This is a genomic window from Phytobacter palmae (genome assembly GCF_039409775.1).
GTDB classification, from domain to species: Bacteria; Pseudomonadota; Gammaproteobacteria; order Enterobacterales; family Enterobacteriaceae; genus Phytobacter; species Phytobacter palmae.
The window spans coordinates 27393-45175 of record NZ_JBCIVJ010000002.1 but is presented as its reverse complement, the minus strand read 5'-3'; the positions used below and the strand labels follow the sequence as shown (position 1 = coordinate 45175).

Below are 17783 nucleotides of genomic sequence, written 5' to 3'. Positions count from 1 at the left end.
AAGGGGTGAGGGCATCGATTATGCGATCCGGAATTGCAGTTTTCTAAAAAGTAGCCCGGAGAAGGCGCTTACGCCGCATCCGGGATGTTCAGGCTACGCGTGCTGGTTATCAATCGTTAGCGTAATACGGTTGGCCCGGCAGAAAAGCTCGGAAACATGTACCGGTTTACTGTTCTGATCGAAGGCGATTTTGCTGATGCGAAACAGCGGCTCGCCCAGTTCGCATTTAAGCCACTGCACCTGTGAACGGGTGGCAGCGAAAATATCGATCGTCTTTTTGTCGCTCACGACCCGCGTATCAAAATGCTTCTGGAAAAGCTGATAGGTTGATTCTCCCTCGCTATAATACGCATCAAATTGCGGGTAGCGCGACAGCGGGATCCATGAGCTGTCGATAAAGAGCGGCTCCTTGTCCAGATACATCACCCGGCTTAAGTGGAAAACTTCACTGTTACCCGGAATGTTCAGCTTTTCACAAAACGGCGCCGCAGAGATACGCGCCTGTTCAATGACTTTCTCTTTCGTCGGCTTACCCTGTGAGACGCCAAAATCGGTAAACCCGCTGACGGTCAGCAAGGCATTTTCCACTTTCTGGCTTTGTACAAAGGTTCCTTTTCCCTGCCAGCGGATCAGTACGCCGTCCGCCACCAGATCGCTTATCGCTTTGCGAATTGTGATTCTGCTTACATTGTACTGCGCACAAAGCTCACTCTCGGTGGGGATCTGTTGTCCGGCTTTGTAGACGCCCTGGGCAATATCATCCAGCAGGCGCTGGCGAACCGTGGCGTAAAGCAGTTGGTGAGAATAGCGGTCCGTAGCTGGCATGGCTCAACCCTGAAAAGAATGGAATAGAGGAATTATAGGGTTGTTTATCAGCGAGTAACAGAGCGCTGGCATGATGCGGCTCATGCCAGCACAGGATTACCATGCACCGTGATATTGAATAGTGCGCGCCGCGCTGAGTGTACCCTGTTCCATCGCAACAGTGAGCGACCTGCCGCAGGCCATAGCGCAAAGGAAACCGGCGATAAAAGAGTCCCCCGCACCCATGGTATCGATGACATCAACGCAAGCAGCGGGCTGGCGATAAAAATGTTCGCCATCCCAGGCGATACTGCCATTTTCACCCAGCGTGATGATAGCGATGCCTGCGCCGCACGCGACTATCGTCTGCATACGCTCTCTCAGTATGTCGTCCTCCTGCTGCGCCGAGGCAAAGGCAAAATCGAGATGCGGCGGCAGGGTTTGCCAGAGCGGACTCTCCCACTTATCTGCAAAATCAAACGCTGTCAGTTTGCCCGTCGCATGCAGCCGGGGAAAGGCGCTTTCAGCGTGGCCCCAGATAGCGGAGTGAATCATGTCATAGTCATCAAGCCAGGCGAAATCCTGCTCATCCAGTGCAAAATCGGCCATCACCCCTTCGGTATAGTCACCCAGTACCCGGTCATTACCCTTCAGCTCCACCTGAGTTTGCGCGGTGACGCCGCATTTGACATGCACATGGCTGGTATCGACGCCCATCCGGGCCAGATCGTCCTTTAACATCCGACCGTATTCGTCCTCGCCAACCCAGGTCACGCAGCCTGGTGCCATGCCGTAACGGGTGCTGTAAACCGCCACGTTTACCGCATTGCCACCGGAAAAGGCTTTGCCGAGGTGTGGATAGATGTCGACGCAGTTATCGCCGATGGTCGCCAGCCGTTTCATGCGCTCTCCTCCGGCAGCAACGCGCGAAAGCGCTCCAGCGCCTGACGGGCAAATAGCCGCGGCTCGTTCATGTACATTGTCACCAGTTCAATTGTGCAATAACCGTTGTAGCCGCTGGCGATAACATCGCACATCAGTTCACGCAGCGGCATTTTGCCTTCACCGGGGATATAGTGGCTGTCGCTCGCACCGTCGCTGTCGACAATATGCAGGTGGCGAAGTTTATCGCCCAGTTTGTTGAAGTAGCTCATCACCGGCTCGCCCTGCACCCAGGGGGCACAGATATCAATCATGCTGTACAGGCGCGGCGACGGGACCAGGGAAAAGGCGCGCAGCACATCATTGGCATTACAGATAACGTTGGACTCATAAGGCGTAAGTGGTTCGAGCACCAGATCCATCTCAATGTCCTGCGCATACTCGCACAGCTCATGCAGATTATCGGCCAGGCGCTGCCAGATAACATCCGGTGGGGTCAGGTAACCTGCGTGGGCGGCGGAGATGAGCGTGAATCCGGCGTTCATCTCTTTGGCCATATCCATCGCCAGCTTGATCATATCCAGGCTTTCGCGGCGCATCCGCTCGTCCCCCAGCATCATATTCCACGGGTAGCCGTTGGTTTCTGGCGTGTAGCCGATAATGGGTAACTGCCAGCTACGGGCAAGCTCTCTGATCTTTTTGATACCGCCCGCTTTCAAATCAGGGGCGAAAGCGTGGGGACGCCCGCCCCACAGTTCGATACCGTCATAGCCCAGCTCATGGGCATCACGAAATGCCTCTTCAACGGGTAAACGCTGATGTCCGCAAGTAAACATGCCAGTTTTCATTGCTCTGCTCCTTTTAAGGAAAACCGGCCCGGACGGGCCGGATAGCGAAATCAATACTCCACAAGGCCGCCGTAATAGCGACGTTCATCCGGATTGTGATCTTTGTAAATCGACAGGTAGTAGCAGAGCCACTCCATCGGCACGAACATCAAAAACGGCGCCAGCCACGGGTGCAGACCCTGAGCGATGTCGGCGTAATCGATGACAATGACGTTATCAGTACGCGCTTTCACAAAGCGGATGGCGCGCTCGGTCGTGTGGCGGCTTTCGTCATTACCCAGCAGGAACAGGAAGGGGACGCCGGGCTCCACCACTTCAAGCGGTCCATGGCGGAATTCCCCGCTCTCAATAACCGAGCCGTGCGTCCAGGTAAACTCCATCAGGGTGACAATGCCTTCCTTATAGCCCAGTGGGCGCAGCGGGCCGGCGGAAACGGTGTAGATCATCGGCCATGAGCTTGCCTGCTCGCCAAGCTGGCGACCTCTCTCTTCCCAGTTCCGTACCAGATAGCCCAGCGCCTGCGGCAGTTTTTGCAGATCGGTTTTGATTTTGCCGATTTCCGCATGTGGCGCGAGGCGGGTCACCATCTCCAGCACCACGCTGTAGCAGAGCAGCAGATGGATTTCCCAGATGCAGTCGGCCTGGTAATCCACGACGTACTCCACCGGGACGGTGATCGGGCTGTCCGGTTTTTTAGTGAAGGCGGCGGTGAGCGCGCCGCAGGCACGGCCCAATTCCAGTGCTTTAATCACCTCTTCGGTTTTGCCGTAATCCGAAACCCCTATCACTGCGCAACGGCTGTCCAGGCGGTGCGGGGTGTTATCGCAAAACTCCCAGCCGGAAATCGCATAAACCTGTAAATCTGAATAACGATCCGCAAGATGCTTCGCCGTTTGCGCAGCATTGAGCGGCGATCCGCAGGCCACGAAATAGATCCGGTCAACACCGCGACGAACCATTTCATCAACGATGCTATGGACGCGGGGAACATCCTGCTGCAGAACTTTCTCCACTTCCGACACCATATTTTCGGTAACCAGGAAATCCACAGTGCTTTTATCAATATCCAACATGTAACGTTTCTCCAGACGGGTTTACGAAAGTGCGGCCAGTCGACGGTTGCGCTTTTCCCAGAAGGCATAAGCAGGCAGGCCGGTGGCGATAACGATCAGGGCGCAGATAAGACCAGGAATGGGCGCCCAGACAAAAGTAGAGGCGACGAGGATCAGGCTCGAGCAGATGGCGAGGAACGTCATCAGGCCAAACAGAGGTGTACGCCAGAGCGGTTTATAGTCGTCGCGTTTGCGACACCAGATAATTGAGCCGAAGGTGAGGGTGTTTTTGAAGCACATCACCAGGGTGAAGTAACCGAGCAGGCTGGTCAGATCGGAGACAAAGATGAAGAAGATCCCGAGCGCTCCCTGCAAGATGATCGAGACATCCGGGGTGTTGTATTTCGGGTGAACATGGGCGAAGCATTTGAAAAAGAGCTTGTCCTTCGCCATCGCATACTCCAGACGCGGCTGGTACATCACGCAACTGGAAAGCGAACCGAGAATAACAATCATCGCGGTGATCGCCACAAAAATGCCCGCCATGCTACCCAGCGCCGGAATATAGGTCAGTGCGTCGGAGATGGGGGTTTCCGAGGCCGATAGTTTTTCAAAAGGCATCAGACCGGAAATAACCAGCGCCAGCAGAGAGTAGAGCACTAAAACCAGCAGACAGGAGCCAATCAACGCCCGCGGCATGGTCTTGCCGGGGTTTTTGATTTCACCGGTCATATAGCAGATGGAGGCCATCCCGGTATAAGACCAACTGGTGGCCGACACCCCCGCCAGCAGGGCCATAATGCCAGATGTCGCCGTAACGGTGGCGCTAGCCTCTGGCGCAGCGAAGTTGTCGGTTTTGAACCAGAAAATGCCAACGCCGATAACGATAGTGAAGGGGATAATTTTAGCGATGGTGATCAGCGTCTGGAAGGCGGCGCCGCCCTCGACAGAGCGCAGATGCAGCAGCATAAACATGACGATAAGCGCCGTCGCCACCAGCTTGCCGGTGAGTGGATCGAGCGGCATCAAAAAGTTGAAGTTGCTGACCACCGCCAGCGCCATAATCGACAACGAGGGGGCATCGTTGGCCCAGAAGCTGGCCCAGCCGGAGAGAAAGGCCAGCGGACGGCTGCCCGCATTTTTCAGATAAATATAATCCGCGCCGTTTTCAGGGTATGCGGTAGAAAGCTCGGCGTAGACGCACATCTGTGGAATAACGATCAGACCGCCAATGACGAAAGCGAGCACGGTTAGCCACGGCGATCCTGCGGCTTTCGCCACTTCTCCCACTGAAACGAAAATACCGGAGCCGACGGTTGTCCCGACGGCGATAGCGAGCACGGCCCAGAAGCCGAGCTTGCGTTGAAGTTCCTGGCTTTTCATATCAATACCTTTCTTAGAATGTTGTATGTAGGGTCAAAAGGGTGTTGCCTGAAATCCGCCGACAGCCAACGGTAGATTTCAACATATGACGACACATAACCAATATAACAACACATAATGAATTGTATTGTGGAGAGAGATCACAAAATCGCCACGTGATGGCAATTTCATGCCAGTGGAATGGTTAACCTGTTGAATAAAAAAGAAAGAATTATCCCGGCGACCCGGGGCTTATGAAACAGCGTAGCCCGGGTAAGCGCACCCGGGAATCCCGGATGCAGCGTAAACGCCTTATCCGGGGTAGCGTCGGTGAAATGACTGACCTGATGAAGTAAAGGCTAAAACCACTTAAGTTTATCGCGCAGGCCGACGACACGGCCTACGATGATGAGCGCCGGGCTTTCGACCTGCCGGGCCAGTTCCCCCAGATCAGTCAGGATGCCGCTGACGACGCGCTGTTTCACTGAGGTGCCGTTTTCTACCAGCGCGACAGGCATATCAGCCTGCATACCGTGCTCAATCAATTTTTCCTGAATGGTCGCCGCCTGGTTTAGCCCCATGTAAAAGACCAGCGTCTGTTTTTCTGCTGCCAGGTTTGCCCAGTCCAGCTCGCCGCCGGTTTTTAAATGGCCCGTTATCAGGCGTACGCTCTGGGCATAATCCCGGTGGGTTAATGGAATGCCGGAATATGCAGAACAACCTGAGGCGGCGGTAATGCCTGGTACCACCGAAAAGGGAATGCCCGCGTGGCAAAGGGTTTCCAGTTCTTCACCGCCGCGTCCGAAGATAAACGGATCGCCCCCTTTCAGGCGCACCACCCGTTTGCCCCGTTGCGCTTCCTGTAACAGGATCTGGTTAATCTCTTCCTGCGGTACACAGTGATATCCCGCACGCTTGCCAACAAACACGCGGTCGGCATCGCGGCGTACCAGGTTCATGATTTCATCCGAGACCAGGCGGTCATAGACCACCACATCGGCCTGCTGGATCTGTTGCAGCCCTTTGAGCGTCAACAAACCGGCATCGCCCGGACCTGCACCTACCAGCACCACTTCGCCACGATGATCCAGCGGTTCGGCAAGCAGTTGCCCGATGATGGCTTCGACAGCCGGAGCATCCTGATTCGCCAGCGACTGGGCGAGACGGTCATTTACAAACAGTTTTTCCCAGAAGCGGCGGCGCTCGGCGACGCTGGCAAAGTGGTCTTTTACGCGGCGCCGCAGTTTGCCTGCGTAGCGGGCAACATGTCCGAGATGCTGGGGGAGTAGCGATTCAAGCTTTTCCCGTAGCAGGCGCGCCAGTACCGGCGAGGTGCCGCCGGAAGAGACGGCGACCATCAGCGGAGAACGGTCGATGATCGATGGCATGATAAAGCTCGCCTGTTTCGGCGCGTCCACCACGTTACAGAAGATACGGCGCGATTCGGCTGCATCGCTGACCTGCTGGTTGACGGCTTCATCATCCGTTGCGGCAATGACCAGCCAGCATGGATCGAGCAGGCTTTCGTCGAAACCGCCTTGTACCAGCTTTAGCATCCCTTCATTCGCCCACACATGAAACTGGGGAGCGAAGGTGAGTGAGTTAACGGTCAGCCGTGCACCAGCGTCCATTAAAAGTCGGGCTTTACGTTCTGCGACATCGCCTCCGCCTACCAGCAGGCAGGCGCGGTCGCGTAATTGACAAAAAATGGGTAAATGGTCCACGACATCACCTCAAATACACTTCATTCTTCGCGCCGCAGGTGCGTTGGCTGCTTCGCTCATCCAGTCGCTTACACCAGTAAGCTCCTCGGGATTCGCTGTGTTGCCTGCTGCCTGCAGCTCGAATTGTTCGTGTTTTTATTAATTGGTTGTAATTGGTTGGCTCTTTGCTGTCTGGGTTGCAGACGGGCGCTCCGCTTTCGGCGTAGCATACCAGTAACCCAGACCCATAAACACGGCACCGGAGAAAGTATTGCCCAGGGTTACCCACAACAGGTTATGGCCGATTCCGGAGAGGGTATACGCTTCGCTGTGGTGACCAAACCACGAGAGGGCAAACAGCGTCATGTTGGCAACGGAGTGTTCGTAGCCAGAGGCGATAAAAGCCAGCAGACACCACCAGATGGCGAGGAATTTTGCGGCGCCTTCGGTACGAATCGCCATCCAGATTGCCAGACAAACCAGCCAGTTACACAGTGCGCCTTTAAAGAACAGAACGCCTGCCGGTGCGTTGGTTTTGGCCAGTGCAACGGTATGAACAAGGCTGGTATCCAGCGGCAGTAAGCTACCGCCACCCCAGTTATACAGCAACGCAACCAGCACGGAGCCTAACAGATTACCCAGCCAGGTTTGCGGCAGAATAGTCCACATCTGACCCTGGGTAATGGTGCCTGCTTTCACTCCGAGTGTCAGGAACATGGTATGGCCGGTAAAGAGTTCAGAACCGGCAATGATCACCAGTGTTAACGCGATACCGAACGTTGCGCCCATCACCAACGGGCGCACTGACGGGTCTAGCAAGTTGCCGAGGGTAAAAATTAAAATAATCCCTAAACCTACATAGGCACCCGCCATAGCAGAACTGATCCAGAAACCTACAGGATTATTAGCAGAGAGGCGTGAAATGCGCGCAGCGTTAGCCGCACACTTATTGATAGTGTCGGTGAACATATTGATTATCCTTTAACACGTTATCTTTGCGCCGGAAGTCGTTCAGTTGCCATCACGACGCAGCACCAATGATTTTGTGTAAATAACGAAAAGTTAAAATTAAAAAACTGGCTCAATAAGCGATTACGCTTTTGATGAATCCAAAAAGAGGGAGGCATTGCGCCTCCCATTTCCTCAGGCTTTAAGTTGCACTACGCCGTCTTTAACACGCGCGTCGAAGTGGGCCACAGAACGACTTTCGTCCTCCATACATAACCCATCACGCAGGCGGAAACGCTGTTTTTTCAACGGGCTGGCGACCCACAGTTCTCCATTGTGCTCGGCAATCAGGCCACGAGAGAGCACACTGGCTTCAAAGAACGGGTCGATATTGCTGATCGCGAAAACCTGTTCATCGCGACGCGGGCGGAAAATGGCCACCTGTTCGCCATTCAGCAGAGCGCATACACCCGTCGCCGGGATGATATCGTCAATTTTGCAGATAGTGTTCCACTGGCTCATACGGTTTCCTCCACCATTTTTACCGGGATGCGTTCATATGGCGTTGCCGGGCGGTGTTGCTCGCGTTCTGCCACAACCTGAACGTTCGGGTCGCGTTTGTCGCTATTGATAAAGTGTCTGAAGCGTACCTGTGCCTGCGGGTTGTTAACGGTTTCGGTCCATTCGCAGATAACGGCGTCGCGCAGACGGGCCATTTCGGCTTCAAGCTGGTCATTCAGGCCCAGTTTGTTATCGATGATGACGCTTCTGAGGTAATCGATGCCGCCTTCAAGGTTATCCAGCCAGGAGGCCGTGCGGGTCAGTTTGTCAGCCGTACGGATGTAGAACATCATGAAACGGTCGAGGTACCGGAGCAGGTTTTCCCGGTCAAGATCCGCCGCCAGCAAATCCGCATGGCGCGGTTTCATCCCGCCGTTACCGCAAACATACAAGTTCCAGCCTTTTTCGGTGGCAATAATGCCCACGTCTTTACCCTGCGCTTCGGCACATTCACGGGTACAGCCGGAAACCCCGAACTTCATTTTGTGCGGAGTACGGATGCCTTTGTAGCGGTTTTCCAGCTCAACGCCGAAGCCCACGCTGTCGCCTACGCCGTAGCGGCACCAGGTGGAACCGACACAGGTTTTCGCCATGCGCAACGCTTTGGCATAGGCGTGACCAGTTTCGAAACCGGCTTCAATCAGCTGACGCCAGATTTCCGGCAGATCGTCTTTCTGCGCGCCAAACAGACCAATACGCTGGGAGCCCGTAATTTTGGTATAGAGATTAAATTCGCGGGCGATACGGCCCACTTCCATCAGCCCTTCCGGGGTGATTTCGCCACCCGCAGAGCGCGGGATAACGGAGTAGGTGCCGTCTTTCTGAATGTTCGCCAGGAAGTTGTCGTTGGTGTCCTGCAGTGGCGTATGCTGCGGCTTGAGCACATACTCATTCCAGCAGGAGGCCAGCAGAGAGCCGACCGTCGGTTTACACACTTCACAACCGTAACCCTGGCCGTGTTTGGCCAGCAGTTCATCGTAGGATTTGATGCCTTCGACGCGGATCAGGTGATACAGCTCCTGGCGAGAATAAGCGAAGTGCTCGCACAGGTTGTTGTTCACTTCGATGCCCTGTTTCGCAAGCTCGGCGTTCAGCACCTGAGTGACCAGTGGAATACAACCGCCGCAGCCGGTCCCGGCTTTGGTTTCCGCTTTCAGGGCCGCAACGGTATGGCAGCCCTTGTTGATGGCAGAGATCAGCATGCCTTTGGTGACGTCGAAGCAGGAGCAGATCTGTGCGCTGTCTGGCAGTTTATCGACGCCGATGGAGGGTTTGCCGCTGCTGGCATGTGCCGGCAGGATTAAGGCGTCCGGGTTTTCCGGTAGCTCAATCGCATTCAATACCAGCTGCAACAAGTTGCCGAAGTCGCTGGTATCGCCCACCAGTACTGCACCAAGCAGGGTTTTGTTGTCAGGGCTAACGATAAGGCGTTTGTAGACTTCTTTGCTTTCGTCGAGGTAAACGTAGCTGCGTGCGCCCGGCGTGCGGCCATGGGCATCGCCGATCCCGCCAACGTCCACGCCCAGCAGTTTCAGCTTGGCGCTCATGTCCGCACCGGCAAAGGCGTTCGCATTGCCAAGGATATGGTCTACAGCGACCTGCGCCATTTTGTAGCCCGGTGCGACCAGACCGTAGACGTGGCTATTCCAGCTGGCGCATTCACCAATCGCGTAGATATCCGGGTCGGAGGTCTGGCAGGCGTCGTTAATCACGATCCCGCCACGCTGGGCTACATCCAGCCCGCATTGGGTTGCCAGTTTGTCGCGCGGGCGAATACCGGTTGAGAAGACGATAAAGTCGACTTCCAGATCGGTACCATCGGCAAAGCGCATGGTTTTGCGTGCGCTTATGCCCTCCTGGACAATCTCTTTGGTGTTTTTGCTGGTGTGCACACGCACGCCCATGCTTTCGATTTTGCGTTTAAGCTGTTCACCGCCCATCTGATCGAGCTGTTCAGCCATCAGCATGGGGGCAAATTCGATAACGTGCGTTTCAATACCGAGGTTTTTCAGGGCGCCGGCTGCTTCCAGCCCGAGCAGACCACCACCGACCACCGCACCACGTTTGCTGCGACGAGCGCAGGCTTCGATGGCATTAAGGTCTTCAATGGTGCGGTAAACAAAGCAATCCTGCGTTTCGGAGCCTTTAATGGGCGGGATCCACGGATAAGAGCCTGTCGCCATGATCAGTTTGTCATAATAGACAGTACGACCGGCGCTGGAGTGGATCACTTTCTCCTGGCGATTGATGGTAATTGCCCGTTCGCCAACGAGAACGTTAACGCCATGCTTTTCGTAGTAACCTTCACGTACCAGCGACAGTTCTTCCGCAGTATGATGCGAAAAGTAGGAAGACAGGTGAACGCGATCGTAGGCTTTACGGGGTTCTTCACAAAAAACGGTAATCTCGAACTGGGTGGCATCTGCTTTATCAAGGAGATCCTCAATAAAGCGGTGACCGACCATGCCGTTACCGATTATAGCGAGTTTGACTTTGCTCATTTTTGCCTCGATTTCTTTTCTATTACTGCCTACCTTAACGATTCAGCCCTGGTACTTATTGATGCAGGTCAAATACATCTTCACCTACTACTTAATGGGTAGATAATTGATTTTGATGGTTTTTTATAAGTCGCGGATCTGTCAGGCTTTTCAGGGTTGTGGAAATTGTGTACAAAAAAGAAGTGAATTTAAGGCAATTGCCTGAAACAACGTTTCAGTGATAACCAGGGGGTAGAGGTATGACGGCAACACCACTTTGGCTGGTTCAGAACGTTCATTTACCTGGGCGAAAAGGGCTATGGCAAATCGCGATTGAGAAGGGCCACTTTGGTGATATCACCCCGATGAGCGCCCCGCAGCATGAAAGTTACGAAGTCTTAAATGCCAGGGGCGGGCTGGCGCTGCCACCCTTTATCGAACCGCACATACATCTTGATACCACCCAAACCGCAGGGGAACCAAACTGGAATCAGTCGGGAACCCTGTTTGAGGGAATTGAGCGTTGGGCAGAACGTAAAGCATTACTCAGCCATGATGATGTGAAAAAGCGAGCCTGGCAGACGCTGAAATGGCAAATGGCGAATGGTATCCAGCATGTTCGCACCCATGTTGATGTCTCCGACCCGACCCTGACAGCGCTAAAAGCAATGCTGGAAGTGAAGCAGGAAGTTGCGCCCTGGATAGACCTGCAAATCGTTGCCTTCCCGCAAGAGGGGATCTTGTCTTATCCCAACGGCGCAGCCTTGCTGGAAGAAGCCTTACAGCTTGGCGCTGACGTGGTAGGGGCAATTCCCCATTTTGAATTTACCCGCGAGTATGGGGTGGAGTCGCTGCATATCGCCTTTGAGCTGGCGAAGAAATATGACCGACCACTGGATATCCATTGTGATGAGATAGACGACGAACAGTCGAGGTTTGTCGAAACGGTTGCCGCGCTGGCGTTGAAAATGGAGATGGGCGCGCGCGTTACCGCCAGCCACACCACGGCGATGCACTCCTATAATGGCGCCTATACATCTCGCCTTTTCCGCTTATTGAAACTCTCCGGTATTAACTTTGTCGCTAATCCGCTGGTGAATATCCATCTGCAGGGGCGTTTTGATGATTATCCGAAGCGGCGCGGGATCACCCGCGTGAAGGAGATGCTGGCTGCCGGGATTAATGTTTGCTTTGGCCATGATGATGTCTTTGATCCCTGGTACCCACTCGGCACCGGCAATATGTTGCAGGTACTGCATATGGGTCTGCATGTTTGCCAGTTGATGGGGTATCAGCAAATTGATGATGGCCTGCGGCTGATTACCGACAATAGCGCCAGAACCTTTGGTCTTAAGGACTACGGTATTGTGCCAGGTAATCCGGCAAATATGATCATTTTACCGGTTGAAAGCGGTTTTGACGCGGTGCGATGTCAGTCACCGGTGCGCTGGTCCATTCGCCAGGGGCGAGTGATTGCCACCACGCAACCGGCGCAAAGCTGGATTCAGACGGACAGTGGTGGTGAAGAAGTGGCGTTTTATCGCAAGAGCGAGTGAAGGTGATAGCAGAATGACCACACAATGCGTGGTCAGCCAGCGTAACATATGTTTCAATTGCGTAAAATTAAGTAAAAGGCTGGCCTGGTGGCGGAGTGCTCTTTAGAATCAAGCCACTCGCTTTCTTACCTGTATTTCGTTAAGGAAACCTCATGGTTAAATCGACTCTGGCGGCAATTGCGGCTGTGTGTGCCCTTTCTGCAATCTCCTCTTCCGCGCTGGCGGCAAAAGGCGATCCTCATGTTCTGCTCACCACATCAGCTGGCAACATCGAACTGGAGCTGAACAGTCAGAAAGCCCCCGTGTCGGTGAAAAACTTTGTGGATTATGTAAATAGCGGTTTTTATAACAACACCACTTTTCACCGCGTGATCCCGGGTTTTATGGTCCAGGGTGGTGGATTTACAGAACAAATGCAGCAAAAACAGCCTAACCCGCCCATTAAAAACGAAGCGGATAACGGTTTACGCAATACGCGCGGTACTATCTCCATGGCCCGTACGGCAGATAAAGACAGCGCCACCAGTCAATTCTTTATTAACGTCGCTGATAACGCTTTCCTGGATCACGGCCAACGTGATTTTGGCTACGCGGTATTTGGTAAAGTTGTCAAAGGGATGGATGTCGCTGATAAGATTTCTCAGGTTCCAACTCACGATGTCGGCCCCTATCAGAATGTGCCGTCAAAACCGGTTGTCATCCTCTCTGCCAAAGTCCTGCCATAAGCTTTTTTTCGCACGGGCCGTTCGGCCTGTGCGCGTTCCCCTCCCTGCGTGACGCGAAATTGCTGCTTATACTTGTGGCACATGAGCGAGACATCAGGGAGGCGTTATGACCAAAAAACTCACCGACCGACAAAAATCCCGTCTCTGGGAGCAAGACCGTAATGTCAATTTTCAGGCCAGCAGGCGTCTTGAAGGCATTGAAAGCCCGCTGGTAACGCTCACACCCGATGAGGCGATGACGCGTATTGAAGAGTTAAGGAGGCACTATGAGCGATAAATTCGGCGACGGCCGCGATCCTTATCTCTTCCCTGGCCTCAATGTGATGCGCAACAGGCTGGGTATTCGCGAGGCGCAGCGTCTGGAACAGGCGGCATGGGAACTCACGGCGTTACGTGCCGCCACGCTGGAACTGGGGCCGTTGGCCCGCGGGCTGCCGCATCTGTGCGCTATTCACCGCCACATTTACCAGGATGTCTTCGACTGGGCCGGGCAGGTGCGCGAAGTGGATATTTATCAGGGAGATACCCGCTTTTGCCATTTCGAATACATCGAAAAAGAAGGCAATGCGTTAATGCAGTCGCTTGAAGACGAAGAGTGGCTACAGGGGCTCGGGAAAGAAGAATTTATCGAGCGGCTGGCCCATTACTACTGTGAAATCAACGTGCTGCATCCATTTCGTATTGGCAATGGCATTGCCCAGCGGATTTTCTTCGAGCAGCTTGCGCTACATGCAGGATACCGACTGGACTGGCGTGGCGTTGATCCGGAAAGCTGGAGTAAAGCGAACCAGACCGGGGCGATGGGGGAGTTACAACCGCTGCGTGAGATCTTCGGCAAAGTGGTAAGCGAAGCCGTCGAAACTGAGTAGAATAGGGCGGCTTAAAATGATGAGGCCGCCATGATCCTGCTTATTGATAATTACGACTCTTTTACCTGGAACCTGTATCAGTACTTTTGCGAGCTGGGCGCCCAGGTCGAGGTCAGGCGTAATGATGACATCACACTGGCGGATATTGCGCTTATGGCCCCGCGAAAAATCGTGATCTCCCCGGGCCCCTGTACGCCTGATGAGTCGGGTATTTCGCTGGAGGTTATTCGCCACTATGCAGGCAGGCTGCCGATCCTCGGCGTCTGCCTCGGTCACCAGGCTATCGCCCAGGTCTTTGGCGCCCGCATTGTCCGGGCACAACAGGTTATGCATGGCAAAACTTCTCCGGTAACCCATAACGGGCAGGGGGTTTTTCGTGGCCTGAATAACCCGTTAACCGTGACGCGCTACCATTCTTTGTTGATCGATCCGCCTTCGTTACCGGAGTGCTTTGAGGTGACCGCATGGAGCGAGAAGCAAGAGATCATGGGGATTCGTCATCGTCAGTGGGATCTGGAAGGGGTGCAGTTTCACCCGGAAAGTATTCTTAGCGAGCAAGGACATGCGTTACTGAATAACTTTTTGCAACGCGCCGATTTTTAGTTGCCATTGAGTGATTTTTTATGCATATTTCGTGATTATATTTTCACTTCTACTTCTTGTTTAAAAAGGGTGGGGTTACATGGCAACTCAGCAGGGTGCAATCACGCGCGCAACATTTGACGAAGTCATTCTACCAATTTTCGCACCGGCCGAATTTATTCCGGTGAAAGGAAAAGGCAGCCGCGTGTGGGATCAGCAGGGAAAAGAGTACGTTGATTTTGCAGGAGGTATCGCAGTTACCGCGCTGGGGCATTGCCATCCGGCGCTGGTGGAGGCGTTAAAAACGCAGGGCGAAACACTGTGGCATATCAGCAATGTGTTTACCAATGAACCCGCACTGCGCCTGGCGCGTAAGTTGATCGACGCCACCTTTGCCGAGCGTGTGGTGTTTATGAACTCCGGCACCGAAGCCAACGAAACAGCATTCAAGCTGGCGCGTTATTATGCATCTACCCGCCATAGTCCCAATAAAACCAAAATCATCGCTTTCCACAATGCGTTTCATGGCCGTTCGTTGTTCACTGTGACCGTCGGCGGTCAGCCGAAATATTCCGACGGCTTTGGTCCGAAACCAGCGGATATCGTTCACGTGCCCTATAACGACCTGCATGCGGTGAAAGCGGTCATGGACGATCATACCTGCGCGGTAGTGGTTGAACCGATTCAGGGCGAAGGCGGAGTGACGGCGGCAACGCCTGAATTTTTACAGGGATTGCGTGACCTGTGTGATGAACACAACGCGCTGCTGGTATTTGATGAAGTGCAGTGTGGGATGGGACGCAGCGGCGATTTGTTCGCATATATGCACTATGGTGTGACCCCGGATATCCTGACCAGCGCCAAAGCGCTCGGCGGTGGTTTCCCGGTAAGCGCCATGCTCACCACCCAGGAGATCGCCAGCGTATTTCATCCTGGCTCCCACGGCTCAACCTATGGCGGTAACCCGCTGGCCTGTGCCGTTGCCGGTGTGGCATTCGACATTATTAATACGCCAGAAGTATTAAATGGCGTAAATGAGAAACGCGAACTGTTTGTTAAACATCTGCAAGACATCAACGCGAAGTATGATCTGTTCAGCGAAATTCGCGGCATGGGGCTGTTGATCGGTGCGGAGCTGAAACCGCAGTACAAAGGCCGTGCGCGTGATTTCCTCTACGCTTCGGCGGATGAAGGGCTAATGGTACTCAACGCCGGTCCTGATGTGATGCGTTTTGCGCCGTCGCTTATCATTGAAGAAAACGATATCGAAGAAGGGATGCTGCGCTTCGCGAAAGCAGTAGCCAAAGTCATTAACGCTTAAGACCGCAAGCGGCGATTTAACCAGATGCCGTGATGTGGACGCTGACGCCATGCCACCGACGAGATGGTGTGCATGGTGTTCAGATGCCCCAGGATCCGCTGCAGATGTTGTTCCAGCGTACTCATTGGGCCATACGTCATACTCTCCGGCGCTTCCAGAATATTCACATCCCCTGAACTTCCCGGACTATCATACTCCAGCCGCTGTTGACAGCGCTGCAGGGCAATTTCGCATGATTGCAGGTATCGCTGTGCCAGTTCCGGGGTGAGCATGGTATGTTCCCGCGCCAGCGTCGTCATTGCATTAATATGTTCGACAATAAACTGGCTGTGCGTGACCCACAGCTTCATTTCTGCCAGATAACGCGTATCAAAGCCAGGCTCCTGCATGGCCTGATTGAGCGAGTTAAACAGCGCATTGTGTGCCTGGTTTACCCGCATGCGCTGCCAGGCCAACGGAGTAACCTGCGGATCATCGCTCAGGATCAGCCGAATGGCATCCTGGTAAGTTTCCAGCGCGTCGTGGGCATTTTTTCGCAGCAGCCCGCTCTGCCATTGAGGCCATAGCCAAACCATGCCGCCAAAAGCGATCAGGCAGCCGATCAACGTGTCGATAAGACGGGCAACAATAAACTGGTCACCATTGAGTGTGAGTAACTGGAGCGTGTATACCGCGGTAAGGGTAAAGCCCACCATCGCCCAGCCGTAGCTTTTGCGGATAATCAGATAACTCACCAGCGTCACGATCAGCATCGCGGTCAGCGTGAAGCCTTCCGGTACGTGGTAGTGCAGCGTCGCGCCGGCAATGATCAATCCGGCCATGGTGCCTGCCGCCCGGTGCAGAATGCGTACGCGCGTTGCGCCATAACCGTTTTGCGTAACAAACATCACCGTCATCATTATCCAGTAGGGTTTTGGAAGATGCAGCGCACTGCCCATCAGGCTGGCAATACTGAGCATGACGCTAATTCGTGCCGAATTACGTAAGGCTGAGGATTTGAACGACAGATAGCTTTTGAGTGCCGGGAGCAGGGGCAAGCGACGCTGCTTCTCTTCCATCAGGTCTCGCACATACAGTGGACGCTGGGTACGCAGAACTCGGGCTATCTGGCTGAAATGCCAGGCGCAAAAATGGCCGACCGGATTATCCGGGTGCTGGCGGGCAATTTTCTCGAGTGCGCCAATCTGTTTATCCATATTGAAGCGTTTGGGATAGCGGTGATAAAGAATATCATCGGCGATCACACGTAACCGCGCGGCCACGGTTTGCGCATTCCAGCGGATAACCTCTTCGGCATGGCTGCGTTCAACCAGCTCCTGTACTTCCTGCGGTTGGTGCAGACTAACGGCAATATGTTCCTGTAAGTCGAGAGCTACCTGGAAAACGCGGCGTAACCGCTTGTAGTCGTTGTTATTATTCGCCGCCAGCATATGCAGCTGTTGGTAACACTGGCTGATCATATCCACCGCTTTTTGCTGGCGCGCCAGTAGTGGCGGAAGGGCTTTTTCGGGATCGACATGCTGCGTCAGCAAACTGTATTTTGCTTCGCAATAGTCCGCCAGCTGGCGATACAGCAGACTCAATGATTCACGTAGCGGTTGCTCCCGCCACAGCCAGAACCAGAAGGCGTTAAACGCGCCGTACCACAGTGTCCCCAGACCATAAATCAGTAACGGTTCCCAGATGGGCATGCTACCGGCGAGGCTGAGCGTAAAGATGGCGGCAATGATCGAGGCGGGGAGCAGGCGCCCGTGCAATGCGCTGATTTCTGCCGTGACGCCGAGGACCAGCGTTAATCCGGTCAGGATCAGCGGTAGCGGAACATTTTGCGTCAGTAATAACTGTACCGTGAGGCTACTGCCAGCGAAGAGAGTGCCGCCGATGAAGACACGTTTGAAGAAACGTTTATGCAGCGTATCCAGACCGGCAATATTGCAGCAGGCAGGAACAAGGGAAAACAACAAACCGAGATCGAGACGGCCCGCGATGAGACCCACGGTCACAGGGAGGCATAACACCAGCGTTTGTCGCAGTGCATAGTTGATTTCGGGGTGATAAATCAGCCTGCGCCACATGGAAAAGAGAGACAA

Annotated in this window: 16 protein-coding genes; 6 read left to right on the top strand and 10 right to left on the bottom strand. The window is 54.1% G+C overall.

Translation table 11 applies throughout. The features are described from left to right. Positions 1–93 precede the first annotated feature (93 nt). The 9 genes from AAIG39_RS02920 to nirB all read right to left on the bottom strand — a co-directional run bounded on the left by AAIG39_RS02920 (position 94) and on the right by nirB (position 10661). Entirely contained in the window at positions 94–825 is a 732-nt protein-coding gene (locus AAIG39_RS02920; protein WP_041851397.1) for a GntR family transcriptional regulator, read from the bottom strand. A gap of 96 nt (positions 826–921) precedes the next feature. Further along, positions 922–1707, bottom strand: coding sequence for a fructoselysine 6-kinase (frlD, locus tag AAIG39_RS02915; RefSeq protein WP_090084009.1), 786 nt, complete (start codon positions 1705–1707; stop codon positions 922–924). Beyond that, positions 1704–2534, bottom strand: a complete 831-nt coding sequence (gene frlC / locus AAIG39_RS02910) for a fructoselysine 3-epimerase (protein WP_090084010.1) — start codon at positions 2532–2534, stop codon at positions 1704–1706. The genes frlD and frlC overlap by 4 nt, the downstream gene beginning before the upstream one ends. Before the next feature lie 50 nt (positions 2535–2584). Continuing rightward, positions 2585–3607 carry a fructoselysine 6-phosphate deglycase gene (gene frlB, locus AAIG39_RS02905; protein ID WP_343193158.1) on the bottom strand — a complete coding sequence of 341 codons (1023 nt, stop codon included), beginning with the start codon at positions 3605–3607 and terminating at the stop codon, positions 2585–2587. Between the two features lie 21 nt (positions 3608–3628). After that, the gene (frlA, locus tag AAIG39_RS02900) at positions 3629–4969 is read right to left on the bottom strand and encodes a fructoselysine/psicoselysine transporter FrlA (RefSeq protein ID WP_090084014.1); all 1341 of its coding nucleotides are present in this window, start codon (positions 4967–4969) and stop codon (positions 3629–3631) included. A gap of 338 nt (positions 4970–5307) precedes the next feature. Beyond that, positions 5308–6672: a siroheme synthase CysG gene (gene cysG, locus AAIG39_RS02895; RefSeq protein WP_343193157.1), complete on the bottom strand. Its 1365-nt coding sequence runs from the start codon at positions 6670–6672 to the stop codon at positions 5308–5310. Between the two features lie 138 nt (positions 6673–6810). Further along, complete coding sequence (gene nirC, locus AAIG39_RS02890; protein WP_090084017.1) at positions 6811–7620, bottom strand: nitrite transporter NirC; 810 nt, start codon at positions 7618–7620, stop codon at positions 6811–6813. Between the two features lie 174 nt (positions 7621–7794). Continuing rightward, positions 7795–8121, bottom strand: a complete 327-nt coding sequence (gene nirD, locus AAIG39_RS02885) for a nitrite reductase small subunit NirD (protein WP_090084019.1) — start codon at positions 8119–8121, stop codon at positions 7795–7797. Continuing rightward, positions 8118–10661 (bottom strand): nitrite reductase large subunit NirB, encoded by a 2544-nt coding sequence (gene nirB / locus AAIG39_RS02880; protein ID WP_343193156.1) that lies wholly within the window; start codon positions 10659–10661, stop codon positions 8118–8120. Before nirB ends, nirD begins: the two co-directional genes overlap by 4 nt. Positions 10662–10900: 239 nt before the next feature. Here nirB and AAIG39_RS02875 point away from each other — a divergent pair, with 239 nt between their 5' ends. From AAIG39_RS02875 to argD, 6 genes are all read left to right on the top strand, one after another. Beyond that, on the top strand, positions 10901–12196 hold the full coding sequence (locus tag AAIG39_RS02875) for a cytosine deaminase (protein ID WP_090084022.1): 1296 nt from the start codon (positions 10901–10903) through the stop codon (positions 12194–12196). A gap of 152 nt (positions 12197–12348) precedes the next feature. Continuing rightward, entirely contained in the window at positions 12349–12921 is a 573-nt protein-coding gene (gene ppiA, locus AAIG39_RS02870; protein ID WP_090084024.1) for a peptidylprolyl isomerase A, read from the top strand. 106 nt (positions 12922–13027) lie between these two features. Then, positions 13028–13198 (top strand): YhfG family protein, encoded by a 171-nt coding sequence (locus tag AAIG39_RS02865; protein ID WP_249572585.1) that lies wholly within the window; start codon positions 13028–13030, stop codon positions 13196–13198. Then, positions 13188–13790, top strand: a complete 603-nt coding sequence (locus AAIG39_RS02860; RefSeq protein WP_090084028.1) for a putative adenosine monophosphate-protein transferase Fic — start codon at positions 13188–13190, stop codon at positions 13788–13790. Before AAIG39_RS02865 ends, AAIG39_RS02860 begins: the two co-directional genes overlap by 11 nt. 30 nt (positions 13791–13820) lie before the next feature. Then, positions 13821–14393 (top strand): aminodeoxychorismate synthase component 2, encoded by a 573-nt coding sequence (pabA, locus tag AAIG39_RS02855; protein WP_249572586.1) that lies wholly within the window; start codon positions 13821–13823, stop codon positions 14391–14393. 79 nt (positions 14394–14472) lie between these two features. After that, entirely contained in the window at positions 14473–15693 is a 1221-nt protein-coding gene (gene argD, locus AAIG39_RS02850) for a bifunctional acetylornithine/succinyldiaminopimelate transaminase (protein ID WP_343193155.1), read from the top strand. On the opposite strand, the gene AAIG39_RS02845 is transcribed toward argD, so the two are convergent. Then, positions 15690–17768, bottom strand: coding sequence for a YccS/YhfK family putative transporter (locus tag AAIG39_RS02845; protein WP_343193321.1), 2079 nt, complete (start codon positions 17766–17768; stop codon positions 15690–15692). The two genes, argD and AAIG39_RS02845, sit on opposite strands and share 4 nt — an antisense overlap. Positions 17769–17783: the final 15 nt, after the last annotated feature.